This window comes from Polynucleobacter asymbioticus QLW-P1DMWA-1, assembly GCF_000016345.1.
Taxonomy (GTDB): Bacteria; Pseudomonadota; Gammaproteobacteria; order Burkholderiales; family Burkholderiaceae; genus Polynucleobacter; species Polynucleobacter asymbioticus.
Map to the genome: position 1 here is coordinate 210,073 of NC_009379.1, position 17,482 is coordinate 227,554.

Consider the following 17,482-nt stretch of genomic DNA (forward strand, 5'->3'; position numbering starts at 1 on the left):
AATTTGGCTTTTGGCCACTTGCACACATCATGCTTCACTTGCTACAGGAGGGAGTATACCTTGGTGCAGGGCTGGGGAAGTCAAAAATAATGGAAAGAAAAAGTAATTTTCCCCACTTTTAGACGAAATTGTTGAGAATTAAGTCAAAAATACCCTCTAAGGCAATCAAAAAAAGTACGTAAAAATACCTTAATATTCAATAAAAAAACTTATAAAGCAGAATTTATTGCTTTTCTGAGCTCTTCTTCGCTTATCTTACCTAATTTTGTATAAGTAGACTTTCCGTTAGGGCTGATGATCACGGTATAAGGAAGGGCCCCTTGTGAGTTCCCCATTTGTTTGGAGAGATTACTTCCCTCCAGGCCACCAATAACAATGGGGTAGGAAACAGGTGTTTTTTGCAGAAATTCGCGGATATTAGAGGGTGAATCGATACCGATACCAACAAATAAGACATTTTTCTGTAAATACTCTTGCTGAAGCTTGTCTAAAGCAGGCATTTCTTCAACGCAGGGAGGGCACCATGAGGCCCAAAAGTTCACTACCAGCACTTTCCCCTGCCAATTTTTGGTATCGACCACTTTCCCATCGGGAGTTTGCCAAGTATTAGCAAAAAAAGCCTTGATCGAGGGGTCGCTTGCCAAGCCCGTTTTGGAAATCCACCGCGATGAGAGGATGCCCGCAAAGAGTGCCAAAAGACTAATTCCGGTGATGGTGATCCATTGTCTTCGGTTCATTGCAACTCCTTCGCTAAAATTCGCAGATGCATATACATATTTTGGGCATTTGCGGTACTTTCATGGGCGGCATTGCCGCAATCGCTCGTCAGGCTGGACATCGCGTTACTGGTTGTGATGCTAACGTGTATCCACCAATGAGCACTCAGCTTGAAGCGCAAGGCATTGAGCTGATTGAGGGATTCTCGCCTGACCAATTATTACAGTTTGAGACCATGCCCGATTTATTTGTTATTGGCAATGTGGTTTCTCGCGGTAATTCCTTGATGGAAGCAATTCTGAACCAAGGTCTTCCTTATATTTCAGGCCCGCAATGGTTGGGCGAACAAGTTCTCTATGGCCGACATGTTTTGGCTGTTGCAGGTACACACGGCAAGACAACTACTTCAGCCATGCTCACCTGGATTTTGGAATTTAACGGATATAAGCCCGGTTATTTAATTGGTGGAGTACCGCTCAATTTCACAGTGTCTGCTCGCTTAGGCGACAGTCAATATTTTGTGATCGAAGCCGATGAATATGACACTGCATTTTTTGATAAGCGCAGCAAGTTTGTCCACTACCGTCCTCGCACAGCTCTATTAAATAATTTAGAGTTTGATCACGCAGATATTTTTGCAGATCTCGCTGCAATCGAAACCCAGTTTCATCATTTGGTTCGCACGGTACCTGGTGATGGCTTGCTTGTGGTCAATGGTGAAGAAGTTGCGCTAGAGAGAGTAATTACCCGTGGCGCTTGGGCACCAGTAGAGCGCTTTGGACAGGACCTAGAAAATGCATGGTCCTTGGTATCGCAAGCGTCCGACGGTTTTATTGTGCGTCAGCATGGCAAAGAAGTAGCTACTGTTGCTTGGGCGCCAGATTCTGGGGTGATGGGAAGACATAACCAATTAAATGCACTGGCTGCGATTGCTGCAGCAAATCACATTGGAATATCCCCAAAAGATTCCGCGCGTGCTTTGGCTGAATTTAAAAATGTGAAGCGACGTTTAGAAACTATTGGCGTTGCCAATGGCGTTACTGTGTATGACGATTTTGCGCATCACCCAACAGCAATTACAACTACTGTGGACGGTCTTCGTCGACGAGTTGGAAAGGCGCGCATCTTGGCTGTTCTGGAGCCCCGTTCAAATACGATGAAGCTCGGCGTTATGAAGGCGCAATTACCAGGAAGCTTGATGGCTGCAGATAAAGTTTTTGCCTACGGTGCTAGCACCGGTAAGGAATCTTTGGGATGGGATCTTCCTGATGTGCTTTCCCCCTTAAACCAAACAGAAGCAGGTAAAGCCCTAGCTTTTAATGATCTCGATGCTTTGGTAAATGTGGTTGCTCAAGAAGCTAGGCCTGGGGATCACATCTTAGTCATGAGTAATGGTGGTTTTGGTGGCGTACATCAAAAGATACTTAATGCCATATTGGCTTAATTTAATTAAATAGAAAGTAATGATGGGCGATAGATTAAAAGACAAGATAGCGATTGTTACTGGTGCTGCAAAGGGTATCGGTTTTGCTACAGCTCTGCGTTTTGCACAAGAGGGCGCCAAGGTAATGATTGCTGATATCAATCTAGAGGCCGTTAAGGGTGCAGCTGCAAAAATACCGAATGCGGAAGCTTATGCAATGAATGTGACGGATCGTGCCAGCATTCAAGCCACCGTTGGTGAGATCATGCAGCGTCATGGGCGAATTGATATTCTCATTAATAACGCCGGTATCACTCAGGATGCGCGCTTGATTAAGATGACAGAAGCGCAATTTGACACGGTGATTGATGTCAATTTAAAAGGTGTATTTAATTGCACTCAATTAGTAGTCCCGCATATGTTGGAGGCTGGCTCTGGAGCTATTGTGAATGCATCTAGCGTAGTTGGGCTATACGGAAATTTTGGCCAAACCAATTATTCAGCAACTAAATTTGGTGTGATTGGCTTTACAAAAACCTGGGCGCGCGAGTTAGGCCCTAAGGGTATACGGGTGAATGCTGTCTGCCCTGGATTTATTGCCACAGAAATGGTGAAGGCTATGCCAGAAAATATCCTTCAGGATATCGAGCGCCGCAGCTGGCTTGGTCGTTTGGGTACACCAGAAGAAATGGCAAACGTATACCTATTTTTGGCAAGCGATGAGGCAAGCTACGTTAACGGAGTTGCATTAGAGGCTAGCGGCGGGATCTCCCTCTAAATATGAATCTTTTATATGAAGAGGGTGGCGATATCAAAATTGCCACTGTGCAGTCATCAACCGGAACTGGTGACGCAGAATCTTGGCAGGCAACTAGTCTTTCTGGAAAGAAGATTAAGATCAAGGCCAAAGAGGTTTGGCTGCGCTTTGAAAAGCCTGAAGCACAGGCGGTTATGGATGAAGCCCAGGTTTTATCTAAAGACATCGACTTGCAGTTACTTTGGGATTGCGCTCCTGACGAGGAGTTTGGTTTAGTGGATGTTTCGCTGGAATATTTTGGCGCGCAAGCTAGCATCCCTCAACAAGTTGCTTTAGCCATTGCCTTGCAGGGAGCCCCTGTCTTTTTCCGGCGTAAGGGCCGGGGGCGATTTCAAAGGGCCCCTCTTGAGCAGCTCCAGGCAGGTTTGGCTGCTCTTGAGCGCAAACAAAAAGAGTTAGAGCAACAGGCTATCTGGCAGAAAGAAATGGTTGCCGGAAACTTTCCAGAAACATTGCGGTCTTCAGCGCAGCAATTACTTTTTTCACCAGATAAAAATACATTTGCTTATAAAGCGCTTATCGCCGCTTGTACTGAGACAGGAGAGTCTCCACCACAACTGATGATTCGGTGTGGTGCGATTGATTCACCTTTGGCATATCACCAAGGGATGTTCCTCAAGGCACATTTTCCAAATGGTTCGACTCATCAGAATATTGGGGTGGATGAATCAACTTATGCGCAAGCGATTGCCGCGCTTCCAGAGGCAGATGTAAAGGCATTCTCCATTGACGATTCTGGAACCACTGAAATTGATGATGCCCTATCAGTAAGTACTCTAGCTGCTGGTGGACATCGTATTGGTATTCATATTGCCGCTCCTGGATTAGCGATCGCTAAAGATGACCCGCTAGATCAAGTGGCCCGCAATCGCATGTCTACGGTGTACTTCCCTGGTGACAAAATTACGATGCTCCCCGATGTGGTCATCGAGCAATTTTCATTGGATGAGGGCTCAGCAAGGCCTGCTTTGTCGATCTATGTAGATATAGATGAGGATGGTGTTGTTCAACGCGAGACATTACAAATGCGAGCAGAGCGGGTGCCTATGGCAGCCAATTTGCGTCTAGAAGATTTAGAGCATCTGGTGAGCGAAGAGACTTTGTTTGATGAATCGGAGAATTATCCTTACCGAAAAGAATTAGGAATACTGTGGCAGGCTGCCAAACTGTTACATGCGGGCCGTCAAGAAAAACGTGTGGCTAATGGTCTGCGTGCTGAGCAATTGGGAGTGATTGATCCCAATGCCTTAGCAAGAGACTTTTATTTTCAGATTCAAGACCAAGATGGCATTCAGCATGTTGAGATTGTGCCCCGGCAACGCGGATCTATTTTGGATACGATTGTTGCGGAGTGGATGATTTTTTGTAACAGCGCTTCTGGGCAGTTATTGGCAGATCATGGTTTGCCAGGCTTATTTAGAACCCAGAAAGGCTGGGGACCATTACGCACCCGTATGCAAACCACCCCAGGACCCCACGAGGGATTGGGCTTGGACTATTACGCCTGGTGCACTTCGCCATTGCGCCGCTATTCCGACTTAGTTAATCAATGGCAGTTAATTGCCTTAGCAAAGCACGGTGTGACTGCCAAGATGGTCGCGCCATTTCCTCCGCGTGATGCAACACTGATGGGGATTGCTGCAGATTTCGAGTCATGCTATCAAGCCTATGGGGAATATCAAGATCGCCTAGAAAAATATTGGTGTTTGCGTTGGATAGCCCAAGATGATGACTCGAAGGGTGTGTTTGTACGTCACCTCAAAGAGGGTATGTCTCGCCTAGAGTTGGTGCCATTGCATCTGCCTGTTCCTGAGTTAGCAAGTCATCCACGTATGACACGCGCACAAGTCTTGATTTCGGATGTAGATTTATTGCAATTGAGTGCGGCAGTTAGAGTGCTTGAGATTGAAGTTAAGCAAGATGCACCTGAAAAAACAGTGGAAGTAACTCCAGAAGCCTCAGAGAATTCCGAAGAAGATGCTGGCACAGATTAAATTCTTTGAATTTACTTGCCCCGATAAGCTCAAGGGTGTTTATCAGTATTTACAAAATACTTGGCAGCGCCACCCTCTGCGATTGGCTCTTTGTTTATCACTGCTGATTCATATTCTTTTTTTGTCATTTCGCTGGGGCGTTGGTGAAGTTCAAAATCGGCGCCTCAATACCCCCTTAAGTGTTGTGTTGGTCAATGCCAGCAACAAGCTACCCCCTAAGCAAGCCAACAAATTGGCGCAGGCGGACTTGCAGGGAGGTGGTAAAACGGAAACGCAAGATGCCACTGCACTGCATCGCGCAAGAATGGGGGCTGAAGCGCGTTTGGAGATTTTAGAAAAACAACAGCGCCAAATGTTGGCTAAGCTAGATGAGCAGCGTACCCAATCACGTGGACGCAAGAGTGGGGATGCACAAAAAATGGTTTCCCAACTTAACTCCTTAGAGGCAGAGCTGGCTAAACGCTTACAGGTTGAGGGGCGTGAACCTCGACGTAAAGTAATGACTGGTGCCAATACCAAGGCTGTCACCTTTGCGCATTACTACGATGCGATGCGACAAAAAATTGAAGCGTATGGCAGTGCATTTTTCCCCAGAGCAAATGGGCGACCTCTTTATGGCAGCTTAGTCATCGTTGTGAGTGTTGATTCTCAGGGAGGAATCACTACCAATCCTCAGGGTAAGGAAGGATTATCGATTGGACGTAGCTCAGGCAACCCTGAGTTGGACCGCCAAGCTTTAGCGATTGTTCGGTCTTCGGCTCCGTTTGGGCCATTTCCTGCTGAAATGCGCCAACAAATCGATGTACTGGATTGGATCTCTACCTTTGAATTCACCCGAGATGGCAATGACCATCTTGAATTGCGTCATTAAACTCTTTTTAGAAAAATAGTTTAGAAATTCGCTTATTCTGTATCCATCATGAGTTCACATACTTCTATTGATTTGCATACCGATCCAAGCGTTTATTCTGGCTTGGATGTCTATGCTGTGGCTGGTAATCCAATAGCGCATAGCAAGTCACCTGCAATTCATCAGCGTTTCGCACAGCAAGCGGGGCAGCAAATGTATTACGGGCGCTTGCAGCCAGAGTTGAACTCTTTTGCCCAAACTGCCAAATCGTTTTTTTCCGCAGGTGGCAAAGGGATGAATGTCACCGTTCCATTTAAGTTAGATGCCCAGGCATTGGCTGATCAAGTGACCGCACGCGCTCAATTGGCCGGCGCTGTAAATACTCTTTGGATGGTGGATGGAAAAATCCATGGCGATAACACTGATGGTGCAGGTTTCGTACGAGATCTGCTGGCTCAAGGCATAGTGATTGGAAAATCGCGAATATTGCTTCTTGGTGCTGGCGGTGCAGCGCGTGGAGTGATTGGACCCTTACTCGAGCAATCACCTAAAAGTGTTGTGATTGCTAATCGCTCTAGCGCTAAGGCTGATGAATTAATTGGCTTATTTGCAAACTTAGCTGCTTCTAAAGAGGTTGCGATCGAGTCGCGTACTTTAGCCGACCTAGAGGACACTCAAAAAACCCAACACCCTTTTGATTTGGTAATTAATGCCACCGCGGCTGGGTTATCGGATCAATCTCCATTGAGTGCTCAGGCAGTCAGTAATGTATTCATGCCAAGTTCATTTGCTTATGACATGGTCTACGGCAAAACAACGGCCTTTATGCAGCAAGCGCTTCAACGAGGTGCTCGTATTAGTGATGGTTTGGGTATGCTGGTTGAACAGGCTGCCGATGCATTTTTATTGTGGCGGGGCACACAGCTTGCTAGCAAAATTGATCCACGCAGCATTTTGGCCGAATTACGTCGTTAAATTTCGCCATGCGTTGGCTTTCTTATCCAATCAAATGTTTATGCTGCGCCTTTTTGGCTATGCAACTCTTTTTTGCAATCCAGATTGCTTTATGGACGACCCTAGATCCCAGTACTACCGCTTTTCAAAGGGCTGAGCGCTGGCGCTTATGTGGCTTGCATTGGTCCTGCCCTGTGTATTCCACATGGACGCCTTACACCCAGATTTCCAATAACCTCAAACGGGCAGTATTGGTCAGCGAAGATGATATTTTCTTTCAGCACAAAGGGGTGAGAGTAGAGGATATGCAAAAGGCCTGGGAGAAGAATCAACAAAAAACACAAGCGGGCGCTAAAGCTAAAGTAGCTCTGCGCGGTGGCTCTACTATTACGCAACAACTGGCAAAAAATCTTTTCTTATCCTCAGAGCAAAATTATTTCCGCAAAGGACAAGAGCTCATCATTACAGGCTTTTTAGAGTTAATTCTCTCTAAACAGCGCTTGTTTGAGATTTACTTAAATTCAGTAGAGTGGGGAGAAGGGATCTTTGGAGTTGGTGCTGCCTCTAGGCACTATTACAACACTTCCCCAACTGTATTGGATCGCGAACAAGCAGCGGCTTTAGCATCTGCTTTGCCTGCACCTAAGTGTTTTGATAAGCAGCAGTATTGCCGTCGAGGAAGTATTAACTATTCAAGCCGCCAAGAATTTATTTTGGAAAATATGGATCGAGTTGCTTTAGCCCCTTATCCCAAAAGTGGGAAATAGAAACTATTTTGCTGTCGCAGTCCTGAGGTCCTCCCGAGTACTTAAGGCAACATTTCTAGCTGCTTGAGCAAAATCAGCGCCTGAACTGGCATACAAAATGGCTCTAGAGGAGTTGATGATCATTCCAATACCTGGTTTTCCTGGAATTGCACCCGCTTTAACGGTGGCGTCAATATCTCCACCTTGAGCACCAATACCTGGAATTAATAAAGGCATCTCACCAACAATCGCTCTTACCTTAGCGATTTCATCTGGAAAGGTAGCGCCCACCACGAGGCCAATTTGCCCTGAGCTGTTCCACTCTTGCGCTGCGAGTTTGGCAACATGGAGGTAGAGCGGTTCACCGCTTGGCGCCGTATTGAGAAATTGCAGGTCAGAGCCGCCAGGGTTAGAGGTACGACAGAGGACGATTACACCTTTGCCAGCATGTCGTAGATAGGGCTCGATTGTGTCAAATCCCATATAGGGATTGACTGTGACGGCATCAGCGCCATAGCGATCAAATGCTTCTAAAGCGTAATGGTCAGCAGTAGTCCCGATATCTCCGCGCTTTGAGTCTAGGATGACAGGAATATGAGGATATTTATCTTTGAGGTGCTTGATGAGCTTTTCTAGTTGGGCCTCAGCTCTTTGAGAGGCAAAGTAAGCAAATTGGGGCTTGAATGCGCAGACCAGATCCGCAGTCGCATCAGCAATATCACGGCAAAACTCAAAGATCCCCTCAGACTTTCCTTGGAGGGGCAGAGGTAGACGCTTAGGATCCGGGTCAAAACCCACACACAGCATGCTGCCTTGCGAAGCCCATGCGGACTGGAGTTGCTGGTGAAAGGTGTTTGAGCGAGAGTTCATTGGATTTGGCTTATTTTAGTGAAACTGTCATGTGCTATAGGATAAACTAGCGCACATTCCTTAGGAGTTCACCATGATCAACTTGTTCGTCCTGCAAAATGGCCGCCTCTCTCAAGAGCAAGTCGAAGATCGCAATGAATTGTTGCAATATGCTAATCCTATTTGGATCGACGTTGTTGATCCAGAGGAGGAAGAGCTTATTTGGATTAAAGAGGCTTTTGGCGTTCTTTTGCCAGAACTAGATGACTTGGGCGACTTAGAAGCATCTGCTCGTTACTTTGAGGCCGATGACGGCCATCTCCATATTCGCACTGATTTCTTGTTGGATGAAGAAGAAACTTCTCGCAACGTTCGAGTTGCGTTTGTGCTAACCAAGAATGTCTTGTTCTCAATTCATGATGAAGATTTACCGGTATTCCGCCTAGTCCGTTTACGCGCTCGTCTGCGCCCTGGATCAGTGAGCAATGCAAAAGATGTATTGCTAGATCTCTACTCAACCGATGCCGAATATTCTGCAGACGCCTTAGAGGAAGTTTATGAAAATCTAGAGGCTGCTGGGAAACAAGTCTTGCAAGACGACATTAACGATGCTGACGCAGAGCAAGTGCTCGAGACAATCGCAAAAGAAGAGGATACCAATGGACGTATTCGGCGCAATGTGATGGATACCCGCCGAGCCTTATCCTTTTTGATGCGGAGCAAACTCCTATCAGATGAGCAGCAAGAGGAAGCGCGTCAAATTTTGCGCGATATTGATTCCTTGGAAAACCATACTGCCTTCCTCTTCGATAAGATCAACTTCTTAATGGATGCAACGGTCGGCTTTATTAATTTGAACCAGTCCAAGATTATTAAGATCTTCTCGGTGGTATCTGTTGCCTTAATGCCACCTACTTTGCTTGCTAGCATTTGGGGGATGAATTATAAAAATATCCCCGAGTTGGATTTATCTTGGGGGTATCCAATGGCCCTGGTTGCAATGTTAATTTCTGCGATTATTCCTCTGTGGTACTTCCATCACAAAGGCTGGATGAAATAATTTAGTCTTCGAGAATTTTTGCCAATTCACTCAGTGCGTATTGGCAAGCCTGCTCGCGTATTGCTTGGCGATCTCCAACAAAGTACATGGTTTTGCTTGGCACCCTGTTTTCTCCAGCATCATTTTGAATGGCCCAAGCAAAGCAAACTGTGCCAACGGGTTTTTCTGCTGACCCACCGCTGGGGCCGGCGACGCCAGTGATAGAGATGGCAGCGTTTACCCCGGCATTGAGTTGAGCGCCCTCAGCCATGGCTTTAGCCACTGGCTCGCTCACAGCCCCAAAAGATTGAATGAGCTCAGCTGGCACGCCCAGACACTCGGTCTTAGCTTCATTACTGTAGGTGACATAGCCCCGCTCAAACCAATCGCTTGAGCCAGCTAGCTCAGTGAGGGTTGCACAGACTAAACCGCCTGTGCAGGATTCTGCCAAAGCTAAGCGCCATTGTTTTGCCTTCAAAATTGCGGCTAAGGTTAGAACGGTTTCGCTTGTGCTCATAAGACCCACCCAAGTTGTTGCGTAATGGCTTGTATTGCAGCAAATATCAATAGCGTAAAGAAAGCTGCGGCGAGGTCATCTACTATGATCCCAAATCCTCGCCAAAGAATTTGTAATAGGGTGGAGGGCGCATTGCCAGAATCTATATTTTTGAAGTGCCGATCAATCATGCCAATAGGACCTGGCTTAACGGCATCAAAAAAGCGAAAGAGAATAAATGCAATGATTTGCATCCAAATGCTTGTCGGCATGACGAAAATGAGAACCAGCCAAAAGGCAACCATCTCATCCCAAACAATCCCACCAAAGTCTTTCTTGCCCAACTCTTCGCTGACATGCCCACAGATCCAGCAGCCCAGCAGAATGCCTCCTCCGATAATCCAGAAAAAGTCTTCGGTGGTGAAGAGATACTCCCCCAGTAAAAATGCCGCCCAAGCCCATAGGGTCCCAGCAGTACCTGGGGCAACAGGGCTTAGTCCACTACCAAAACCAAAGGCTAGGGTGCGAGTGGCGGTTTGGATCATCCACTTAAATCCAGGCTTTACTTCTTGATCTGGTGTTTGGTTCATGATGAAAAATGATCGAATGATTGAAGCAGTTTTTTGCTCTCGATGGCACTCATAGTGGCTCCATCCGAATTAATTAAATGGACTTGGGGATTTTTATTTTTGATGGGGATGATTCGACCAATCAGAGTCAAAGGTAAATCGAGAGACTTGCTTAATTTTTTAATGGCCTCACGTTGATGATTTGGTGCAGTAAAGCAAATCTCGTAGTCATCACCGCCGCTCGCAGCAAATTGATTTTGTATATCAGTACTTTGTTTTTTTAAAGTCTCTGACTTCGGTATTTGGTTTAAGAAAATTTGCGCATCAACCTGAGATTGTTTTAAGACATGATTCAAATCACCGAGCAAGCCATCTGAAATATCGAGTGCGGCAGTAGCAATATCTCGCAAACCTATTCCCAATTCAATTCTTGGGGTCGGTTGATGCATGCGTTTCTCAACTTGTTTTAGATCTTCTGCGGAAAGGGGGATTTCATGACGCAGTGCAGCAAGAGCAAGTCTTGCATCCCCAACGTTGCCAGAAACCCACACATCATCTTCAATCTTTGCCCCTGATCTGCGAATGGCTTTCCCTTGGGGAATATTGCCCAGTGCAGTGATCGACAAAGTCAGCGGGCCGGCAGTGGTATCGCCCCCAATGAGTGGGCAACCATAGAGGTTTGCACTGTCCAGCAAACCTTTTGAAAAAGCCTCTAGCCAAGCAATATCCGCTTTTGGCATCGCTATCGCCAAGGTAAAGCCAAGCGGCTCAGCGCCCATGGCTGCTAGGTCGGAAAGGTTGACTGCTAAGGCTTTGCGGCCTAATTGCTCAGGGTCGGCGCCAGCAAAAAAGTGCCTTCCTTCGACCAGCATATCGGTGGTAATGGCTATCTCTGAGTCCGTAGCTTGCTTGATTAGGGCGCAATCATCACCGATTCCAAGGGGGATGTTTTCATTTTGTTCAGTCGCACTCGTACCCGTTTTAAAAAAACGTTCAATCAGGTCAAATTCCCCTATGGGGTTAGATGGTGAGTGCATACCCCATTTTATGGCTGTTGTGACTTGAGTATCCGAGAGGAATAGAATTAGAAGCTTGAATATGTCTTACCAAAGAGCAAGCCGATGAGCAAAGAAAACAATAAAGAACAACAAATCGCCGCCTTAAGAGAGGCCGCCCTCCAGTACCACGAGTTTCCAGTCCCTGGAAAAATCGAAATTGCCCCCACAAAACAACTCACAAATCAACGCGATTTAGCGCTTGCATATACGCCAGGTGTTGCTGCACCTTGTGAAGAGATTGTTAAAGATCCAGCGAATGCATTTAAATACACAGCCCGAGGAAATCTCGTTGGTGTTATTACAAACGGAACGGCAGTTCTGGGTTTGGGAAATATTGGACCATTGGCTAGTAAGCCAGTGATGGAAGGCAAAGCGGTACTGTTTAAGAAATTTGCTGGCATTGATGTTTTCGATATCGAAGTAAACGAAAACGATCCTGACAAGTTAGTAGAAATTATTGCTGCGCTTGAGCCAACCTTTGGTGGTATTAATTTAGAAGACATCAAAGCGCCAGATTGCTTTGTTGTAGAGCGCAAATTGCAAGCGCGCATGAAGATTCCAGTCTTTCATGATGATCAGCATGGAACGGCAATTGTGGTGGCGGCTGCCATTCTTAATGGCTTAAAGGTGGTTGGTAAGGACGTGGGTAATGTGAAGCTGGTGACCTCTGGAGCTGGCGCAGCTGCCTTAGCCTGCTTAGACTTATTGGTTGATCTGGGTATTCCGCGTAAAAATATTTGGGTAACCGATCTTGCTGGTGTGGCTTACAAGGGTCGCAAGGAGTTAATGGATCCTGAGAAAGAGCCATTCTGCCAAGAAACTGATTTGAGAACATTAGATCAGGCAATTGAAGGTGCGGATATTTTCTTGGGTCTATCAGCTGGCGGTGTACTCAAGCCAGAGATGGTAAAGAAGATGGCAGACAAGCCATTGGTCTACGCCTTAGCCAATCCAACCCCAGAAATTCTGCCGGAAGAAGTCAAGGCAGTTCGCCCGGATGCAGTAATGGCAACTGGCCGCACTGACTATCCTAATCAAGTCAATAACGTGTTGTGTTTTCCATTTATCTTCCGTGGTGCATTAGACGTCGGTGCAACAACGATTACCCGTGGCATGGAAGTGGCTGCTGTGAAGGCTGTAGCAGAGTTGGCACAAGCAGAGCAAAGCGAAGTGGTGACTTCAGTTTATGGAATTGAAAACCTTTCTTTTGGTCCAGAGTATTTAATCCCAAAACCATTTGACCCACGTTTAATAACCGTGATTGCCCCTGCAGTGGCAAAAGCTGCCATGGATGATGGCGTTGCCTTACGTCCGATTAAAGACTTCGACGCTTATCGCAATCAGTTACAGCAATTTGTGTACCACTCTGGTACTTTGATGAAGCCCCTCTTCAGTATTGCGAAGAGAGTTCCAGCAAATCAAAAACGCATTGTGTTTGCTGAAGGTGAAGATGAGCGCGTATTGCGTGCCGTACAAATTATTCTCGATGAGCATTTGGCAACCCCTATTTTGATCGGGCGGCCTGCAGTTATTGAGCACCGCATTGAAAAATTTGGCCTGCGCATGAAGGCTGGAGATGACTTTGAGATCGTTAACCCAGAGAATGATTTACGTTTCCGCGATTTCTGGCAAACCTATTTGGGCCTTACTGAGCGCAAAGGTGTAACTCAATCTTTTGCGAAACTAGAAGTGCGTCGCCGTAATAGCTTGATCGGTAGTCTATTGATTGAAAAGGGGATGGCTGATGGCATGATTTCTGGCACTGTTGGCAACATTGCTACTCACCTCAAATATATTGATGAAGTAATTGGTCATGAGGAAGGGGCGAATGTCTATGGCGCAATGTCTGGTTTGATTCTTCCAGGCCGTCAAGTATTCTTGGTGGATACCCACATCAATATTGATCCAACTGCTCAGCAGTTATCGGATTTAACTTTAATGGCTGCTAGTGAGATGCGTAAGTTAGGTCTCATACCTAAAGTTGCACTTTTATCGCACTCCAATTTTGGCTCAAGCAATGCGCCTTCTGCAATCAAGATGCGTGAAGTATTAGCGTTGCTGCAAAAAGCCGACCCAACTCTTGAAGTAGATGGAGAGATGCATGGGGATAGCGCTTTAGATGCAAGCATTCGTGAGGGGGCTGTATCTTCATCAACGTTAAAAGGTGATGCGAATTTATTAGTTCTCCCGAATATTGATGCAGCTAATATTTCTTACAATTTGTTAAAAACTGCAGCGGGTAATGGCATTGCTATCGGACCGTTATTGTTGGGTGTTGCCAAGCCAATTCATATTCTGACTCCAGCCGCGACCGTACGACGAATCGTGAATGTGACCACTTTGGCGGTCGTTGAGGCGGCAAGTAACGCTAGGGGCATTTCTTAATCCCTTTTAATTTATATAAGTTAGCATTTACTTACATAAATTAATATTATATAAATCATAGGGTTATAGAAAATGCCCTGTATTTGGGCTTGATTTGATGGCGTGTTAAGGGTAACCTAGCACCCATCATGAATAATCGCTCTGAAAACACCAATACAGCCAGTTTCGATGAACATAGCCGGGCTGAAAGTTGGGACAGCAATGATCGTCTAGAAACCGAATCGTCAGCTGCCAATATTTATGCTCAGGGCGGTTTATCTCGTTTACAAACCTATGCAGCAAATCAAGTTTCGGGGAAAAAAGTGACAGCTTCTTGGCGTGCCGCTTTGGCCGTTCGTGATGCCGGACCGCCGGCAATGTTGCGCAGTGTGCGCACTAACATCGTGCAATCTATACGAGCTTTCCGTACTCCAGATTTACAGGAAGCCGCTACAGAACTTGGCCAACATTTCATTTATGCAAATTGTGCAAATGCAATGACTAAAGGCGAGGTTTTGGAGTCTATTGCGATTGCATACTCATTTACAAAGCAACAAGCAAAGAATTTTGATCCTTTGTTAGATGCTTTAACTACGACTATTGATAAGACTGGCCCACAGCCAGGATTTGTAGTGGTGCTCGAAGGCCTACCTTGTACTCAGAAGTTTGACAAAGAGGCTCGTGAGACTCTATTAGACGTCTTCCGTGACGCGGTAGATTTTTGGGCAGAGCGTCGCACACCATATCGTGTGTTTTACTCTTTCGCTTAACTATCAATACATCATTGCTGCAATCGCCTCTATTTGAGGCGATTTTGCATTTCTGGGCCCCATACACTATGAACGGCGGTGATAGCTACCACTCCAGCCGTTTCAGTACGTAGCACGCGCTCTCCTAAAGAGACGAGTTGGTAGCCTGCTGTTTCAGCTTGCTTTTCTTCGTCAGGTGAGTGTCCGCCCTCAGGTCCGATCATGAGGATGATATTTTGCGGCTCGTTTTCAATGAGTACGGAATACAGACTTTGAGTTGCGTCAGGGCTGAGTAAAAGCTTGAGTTTGGGTTTTACGCCATCTTGTAAATAGGAGCTGAAGGTCTGAATAGGCTCTAGCTTGGCTAAAACAGTCCTATCGCACTGCTCACAAGCTGCTTGAATGATGCCTTCCCAGTGGAGAAGTCGCTTTTGAGCGCGTTCTAGGTCGCTTGAGCGGGTTAGTTTCAGGATGGAACGTTCGCACTGCAAGGGGGCGATGATTTGAGCGCCCGTTTCGACGGCTTTTTCAACAATCCAATCCATTTTGTCACCACCAGCCAAGCCTTGCGCCAAAGTGATCGCGTAAGGGGCTTCGCGATGGGTATCGCTACGAATATTGCTTAATTGGGCTAAACCGCTTTTTCCGCTCAATGAGAGGAGTTCACCTTGGGCAACTTGGCCTAGTCCATCAAAAACAGGAAAGGTTTCCCCCACCTGAATGCGTCTGACGCGTAAATGATGGGCAACCTCAGGGGTGAGGGCGGTAGGCTTTTGGGATTCCCATGGTCCGGGAAGATAAAATTGAGGCATTACTGAAATATAGCCAATTTATTTTCCTCGAGACCACTTTTACGATGTCAAACCTTCAAATTCGTATGGCCAATGCCATTCGTGCCTTATCCATGGATGCAGTTCAACAGGCAAATTCAGGTCACCCTGGTATGCCAATGGGAATGGCAGACATTGCTGTTGGACTTTGGAACGAGCATTTAAAACATAACCCGACTGATCCGCATTGGATTGATCGCGACCGTTTTGTATTGTCCAACGGTCATGGTTCGATGTTGTTGTACTCGCTCCTACATCTCTCTGGTTATGACTTACCGATTGAAGAGTTAAAAAACTTCCGGCAATTACATAGTAAAACCCCAGGACACCCTGAGTATGGAATTACTCCTGGCGTTGAAACAACTACCGGTCCACTCGGGCAAGGAATTTCAAATGCAGTGGGTATGGCCCTTGCAGAAAAATTATTAGCAGAAGAATTTAACCGCCCTGGTATGGACATCATTGATCATTACACCTACGTATTTTTGGGTGATGGATGTTTGATGGAGGGTATCAGTCATGAGGTTTGTTCTTTAGCTGGAACCTTAAAGCTCAATAAATTAATTGCCTTGTGGGATGACAACGGCATTTCAATCGATGGCAAAGTAGTTTCATGGTTCAACGAGGATACGCCGAAGCGCTTTGAAGCTTATGGTTGGAATGTCATTCGCGCTGTTGATGGGCATGATGCTGAAGCAGTGTCAGCAGCGATTGCAAAAGCCAAAAAGAGTGACAAACCGACCTTGATTTGCTGCAAGACAGCGATTGGCCAAGGCTCGCCTAATATGGCTGGGAGCGACAAAGTGCATGGCTCCCCACTCGGTGCTGCTGAAATTGCAGCAACTCGTGTTGCCTTAAATTGGCCGTACGCACCTTTTGAAGTGCCTAAAGATATTTACACTGCATGGGATTTTAAAAAGCGTGGACAAGCAGCAGAGCATGAGTGGAATAAAGAGTTTCAAAAATACAAAAATAAATATCCGGAATTGGCTTCTGAATTACAGCGTCGCATGGAAGGCGAGTTATCAAAAGATTTTTCAGCTACCTTAAATGCCTATTTAAAAACTTGCCAATCAAAAGCAGAAACGATTGCCACACGTAAGGCAAGTCAAAATGCGATTGAGGCTTTGGCGCCAGCACTGCCAGAGTTTATGGGCGGATCTGCTGACTTAACGGGTTCCAATCTAACCAACTGGTCAACCTGCAAAGCAGTGCGTGCTGATCAGTGGGGAAATCATATTAACTATGGTGTGCGCGAATTTGGAATGAGTGCCATCATGAATGGCATTGCCTTACATGGCGGCTATATTCCTTTTGGCGGAACCTTCTTAACTTTCTCAGACTACAGTCGCAATGCCTTGCGCATGGCTGCCCTGATGAAATTGCGTAGCATCTTTGTATTTACTCATGACTCTATTGGTCTGGGTGAAGATGGCCCAACCCATCAATCCGTAGAGCAAGTGGCCAGTTTGCGCTTGATCCCTAATTTAATGGTTTGGCGTCCTTGCGACACTACTGAGAGTGCTGTGGCTTGGGGGGCGGCAATTGAGCGAAAAAATGGCCCTAGCGCCTTAATTTTTAGTCGTCAGAATTGCCCATTTGTATCCCGTACTGCGGCGCAAATTAAAGATATTGCGCGCGGTGGCTATGTATTGCTTGATCCTCAATCTGGAAAAGTAGACGCAGTCATCATTGCTACCGGTTCTGAAATTGCACTGGCATTGCAAACAGCGCAGCAGCTAGAAAAAGAAGGATTGGGTATTCGCATCGTTTCTATGCCATCAACCACTGTCTTTGATCAGCAAGATGCTGCTTACAAATCAACAGTGTTGCCCGCCAAGATTCCACGTATTGCTGTTGAAGCTGGCGTCAGTGATTTCTGGTGGAAGTATGGATGCGCAGCAGTTCACGGTGTTGACACCTTCGGTGAGTCAGCGCCTGCACCACAACTGTATGAGTATTTTGGTTTAACGGCCGATCAGATTTCGAAAACTGTTAAGCAGTGCATTGCAAATAAATAAATTCAA

Annotated in this window: 16 protein-coding genes; 10 read left to right on the forward strand and 6 right to left on the reverse strand. The window is 46.2% G+C overall.

Annotated elements, in window-relative coordinates; genetic code table 11:
- Positions 1-209 precede the first annotated feature (209 nt).
- Complete coding sequence (locus PNUC_RS01135) at positions 210-737, reverse strand: TlpA family protein disulfide reductase (protein ID WP_011902058.1); 528 nt, start codon at positions 735-737, stop codon at positions 210-212.
- A gap of 26 nt (positions 738-763) precedes the next feature.
- On the opposite strand from PNUC_RS01135, the gene mpl reads away from it, so the two are divergent.
- From mpl to mtgA, 6 genes are read left to right on the forward strand one after another with little or no spacing between them, the layout of a single operon-like run.
- Positions 764-2,161 carry a UDP-N-acetylmuramate:L-alanyl-gamma-D-glutamyl-meso-diaminopimelate ligase gene (gene mpl, locus PNUC_RS01140; protein WP_011902059.1) on the forward strand — a complete coding sequence of 466 codons (1,398 nt, stop codon included), beginning with the start codon at positions 764-766 and terminating at the stop codon, positions 2,159-2,161.
- A 19-nt stretch (positions 2,162-2,180) separates the two neighbouring features.
- A complete protein-coding gene (fabG, locus tag PNUC_RS01145) occupies positions 2,181-2,918 on the forward strand; it encodes a 3-oxoacyl-ACP reductase FabG (protein ID WP_011902060.1) in 738 nt (245 codons plus the stop codon).
- A gap of 2 nt (positions 2,919-2,920) precedes the next feature.
- Positions 2,921-4,951 (forward strand): ribonuclease catalytic domain-containing protein, encoded by a 2,031-nt coding sequence (locus PNUC_RS01150; protein WP_011902061.1) that lies wholly within the window; start codon positions 2,921-2,923, stop codon positions 4,949-4,951.
- Positions 4,935-5,822 carry a TonB family protein gene (locus tag PNUC_RS01155; protein ID WP_011902062.1) on the forward strand — a complete coding sequence of 296 codons (888 nt, stop codon included), beginning with the start codon at positions 4,935-4,937 and terminating at the stop codon, positions 5,820-5,822. Before PNUC_RS01150 ends, PNUC_RS01155 begins: the two co-directional genes overlap by 17 nt.
- 48 nt (positions 5,823-5,870) lie before the next feature.
- Positions 5,871-6,776, forward strand: coding sequence for a shikimate dehydrogenase (gene aroE / locus PNUC_RS01160; RefSeq protein WP_011902063.1), 906 nt, complete (start codon positions 5,871-5,873; stop codon positions 6,774-6,776).
- Positions 6,777-6,784: 8 nt separating this feature from the next.
- A complete protein-coding gene (gene mtgA / locus PNUC_RS01165; RefSeq protein WP_011902064.1) occupies positions 6,785-7,522 on the forward strand; it encodes a monofunctional biosynthetic peptidoglycan transglycosylase in 738 nt (245 codons plus the stop codon).
- Positions 7,523-7,525: 3 nt separating this feature from the next.
- On the opposite strand, the gene pyrF is transcribed toward mtgA, so the two are convergent.
- Complete coding sequence (gene pyrF / locus PNUC_RS01170) at positions 7,526-8,371, reverse strand: orotidine-5'-phosphate decarboxylase (protein WP_011902065.1); 846 nt, start codon at positions 8,369-8,371, stop codon at positions 7,526-7,528.
- A 73-nt stretch (positions 8,372-8,444) separates the two neighbouring features.
- On the opposite strand from pyrF, the gene corA reads away from it, so the two are divergent.
- The gene (gene corA / locus PNUC_RS01175; protein ID WP_011902066.1) at positions 8,445-9,410 is read left to right on the forward strand and encodes a magnesium/cobalt transporter CorA; all 966 of its coding nucleotides are present in this window, start codon (positions 8,445-8,447) and stop codon (positions 9,408-9,410) included.
- 1 nt (position 9,411) lies between these two features.
- Here corA and PNUC_RS01180 read toward each other — a convergent pair whose 3' ends face one another.
- From PNUC_RS01180 to thiL, 3 genes are read right to left on the reverse strand one after another with little or no spacing between them, the layout of a single operon-like run.
- The gene (locus tag PNUC_RS01180) at positions 9,412-9,906 is read right to left on the reverse strand and encodes a CinA family protein (RefSeq protein WP_011902067.1); all 495 of its coding nucleotides are present in this window, start codon (positions 9,904-9,906) and stop codon (positions 9,412-9,414) included.
- Positions 9,903-10,475 carry a phosphatidylglycerophosphatase A family protein gene (locus PNUC_RS01185; protein ID WP_011902068.1) on the reverse strand — a complete coding sequence of 191 codons (573 nt, stop codon included), beginning with the start codon at positions 10,473-10,475 and terminating at the stop codon, positions 9,903-9,905. Before PNUC_RS01185 ends, PNUC_RS01180 begins: the two co-directional genes overlap by 4 nt.
- Positions 10,472-11,491 (reverse strand): thiamine-phosphate kinase, encoded by a 1,020-nt coding sequence (gene thiL, locus PNUC_RS01190; protein ID WP_011902069.1) that lies wholly within the window; start codon positions 11,489-11,491, stop codon positions 10,472-10,474. The genes PNUC_RS01185 and thiL overlap by 4 nt, the downstream gene beginning before the upstream one ends.
- Positions 11,492-11,575: 84 nt before the next feature.
- On the opposite strand from thiL, the gene PNUC_RS01195 reads away from it, so the two are divergent.
- Both PNUC_RS01195 and PNUC_RS01200 read left to right on the forward strand, forming a co-directional pair.
- Entirely contained in the window at positions 11,576-13,897 is a 2,322-nt protein-coding gene (locus PNUC_RS01195; RefSeq protein WP_011902070.1) for an NADP-dependent malic enzyme, read from the forward strand.
- A 128-nt stretch (positions 13,898-14,025) separates the two neighbouring features.
- Positions 14,026-14,646: a barstar family protein gene (locus PNUC_RS01200; RefSeq protein WP_011902071.1), complete on the forward strand. Its 621-nt coding sequence runs from the start codon at positions 14,026-14,028 to the stop codon at positions 14,644-14,646.
- 29 nt (positions 14,647-14,675) lie between these two features.
- Here PNUC_RS01200 and PNUC_RS01205 read toward each other — a convergent pair whose 3' ends face one another.
- Positions 14,676-15,437, reverse strand: coding sequence for a 16S rRNA (uracil(1498)-N(3))-methyltransferase (locus tag PNUC_RS01205; protein ID WP_011902072.1), 762 nt, complete (start codon positions 15,435-15,437; stop codon positions 14,676-14,678).
- Positions 15,438-15,481: 44 nt separating this feature from the next.
- On the opposite strand from PNUC_RS01205, the gene tkt reads away from it, so the two are divergent.
- A complete protein-coding gene (gene tkt, locus PNUC_RS01210) occupies positions 15,482-17,476 on the forward strand; it encodes a transketolase (RefSeq protein ID WP_048812038.1) in 1,995 nt (664 codons plus the stop codon).
- Positions 17,477-17,482 lie beyond the last annotated feature (6 nt).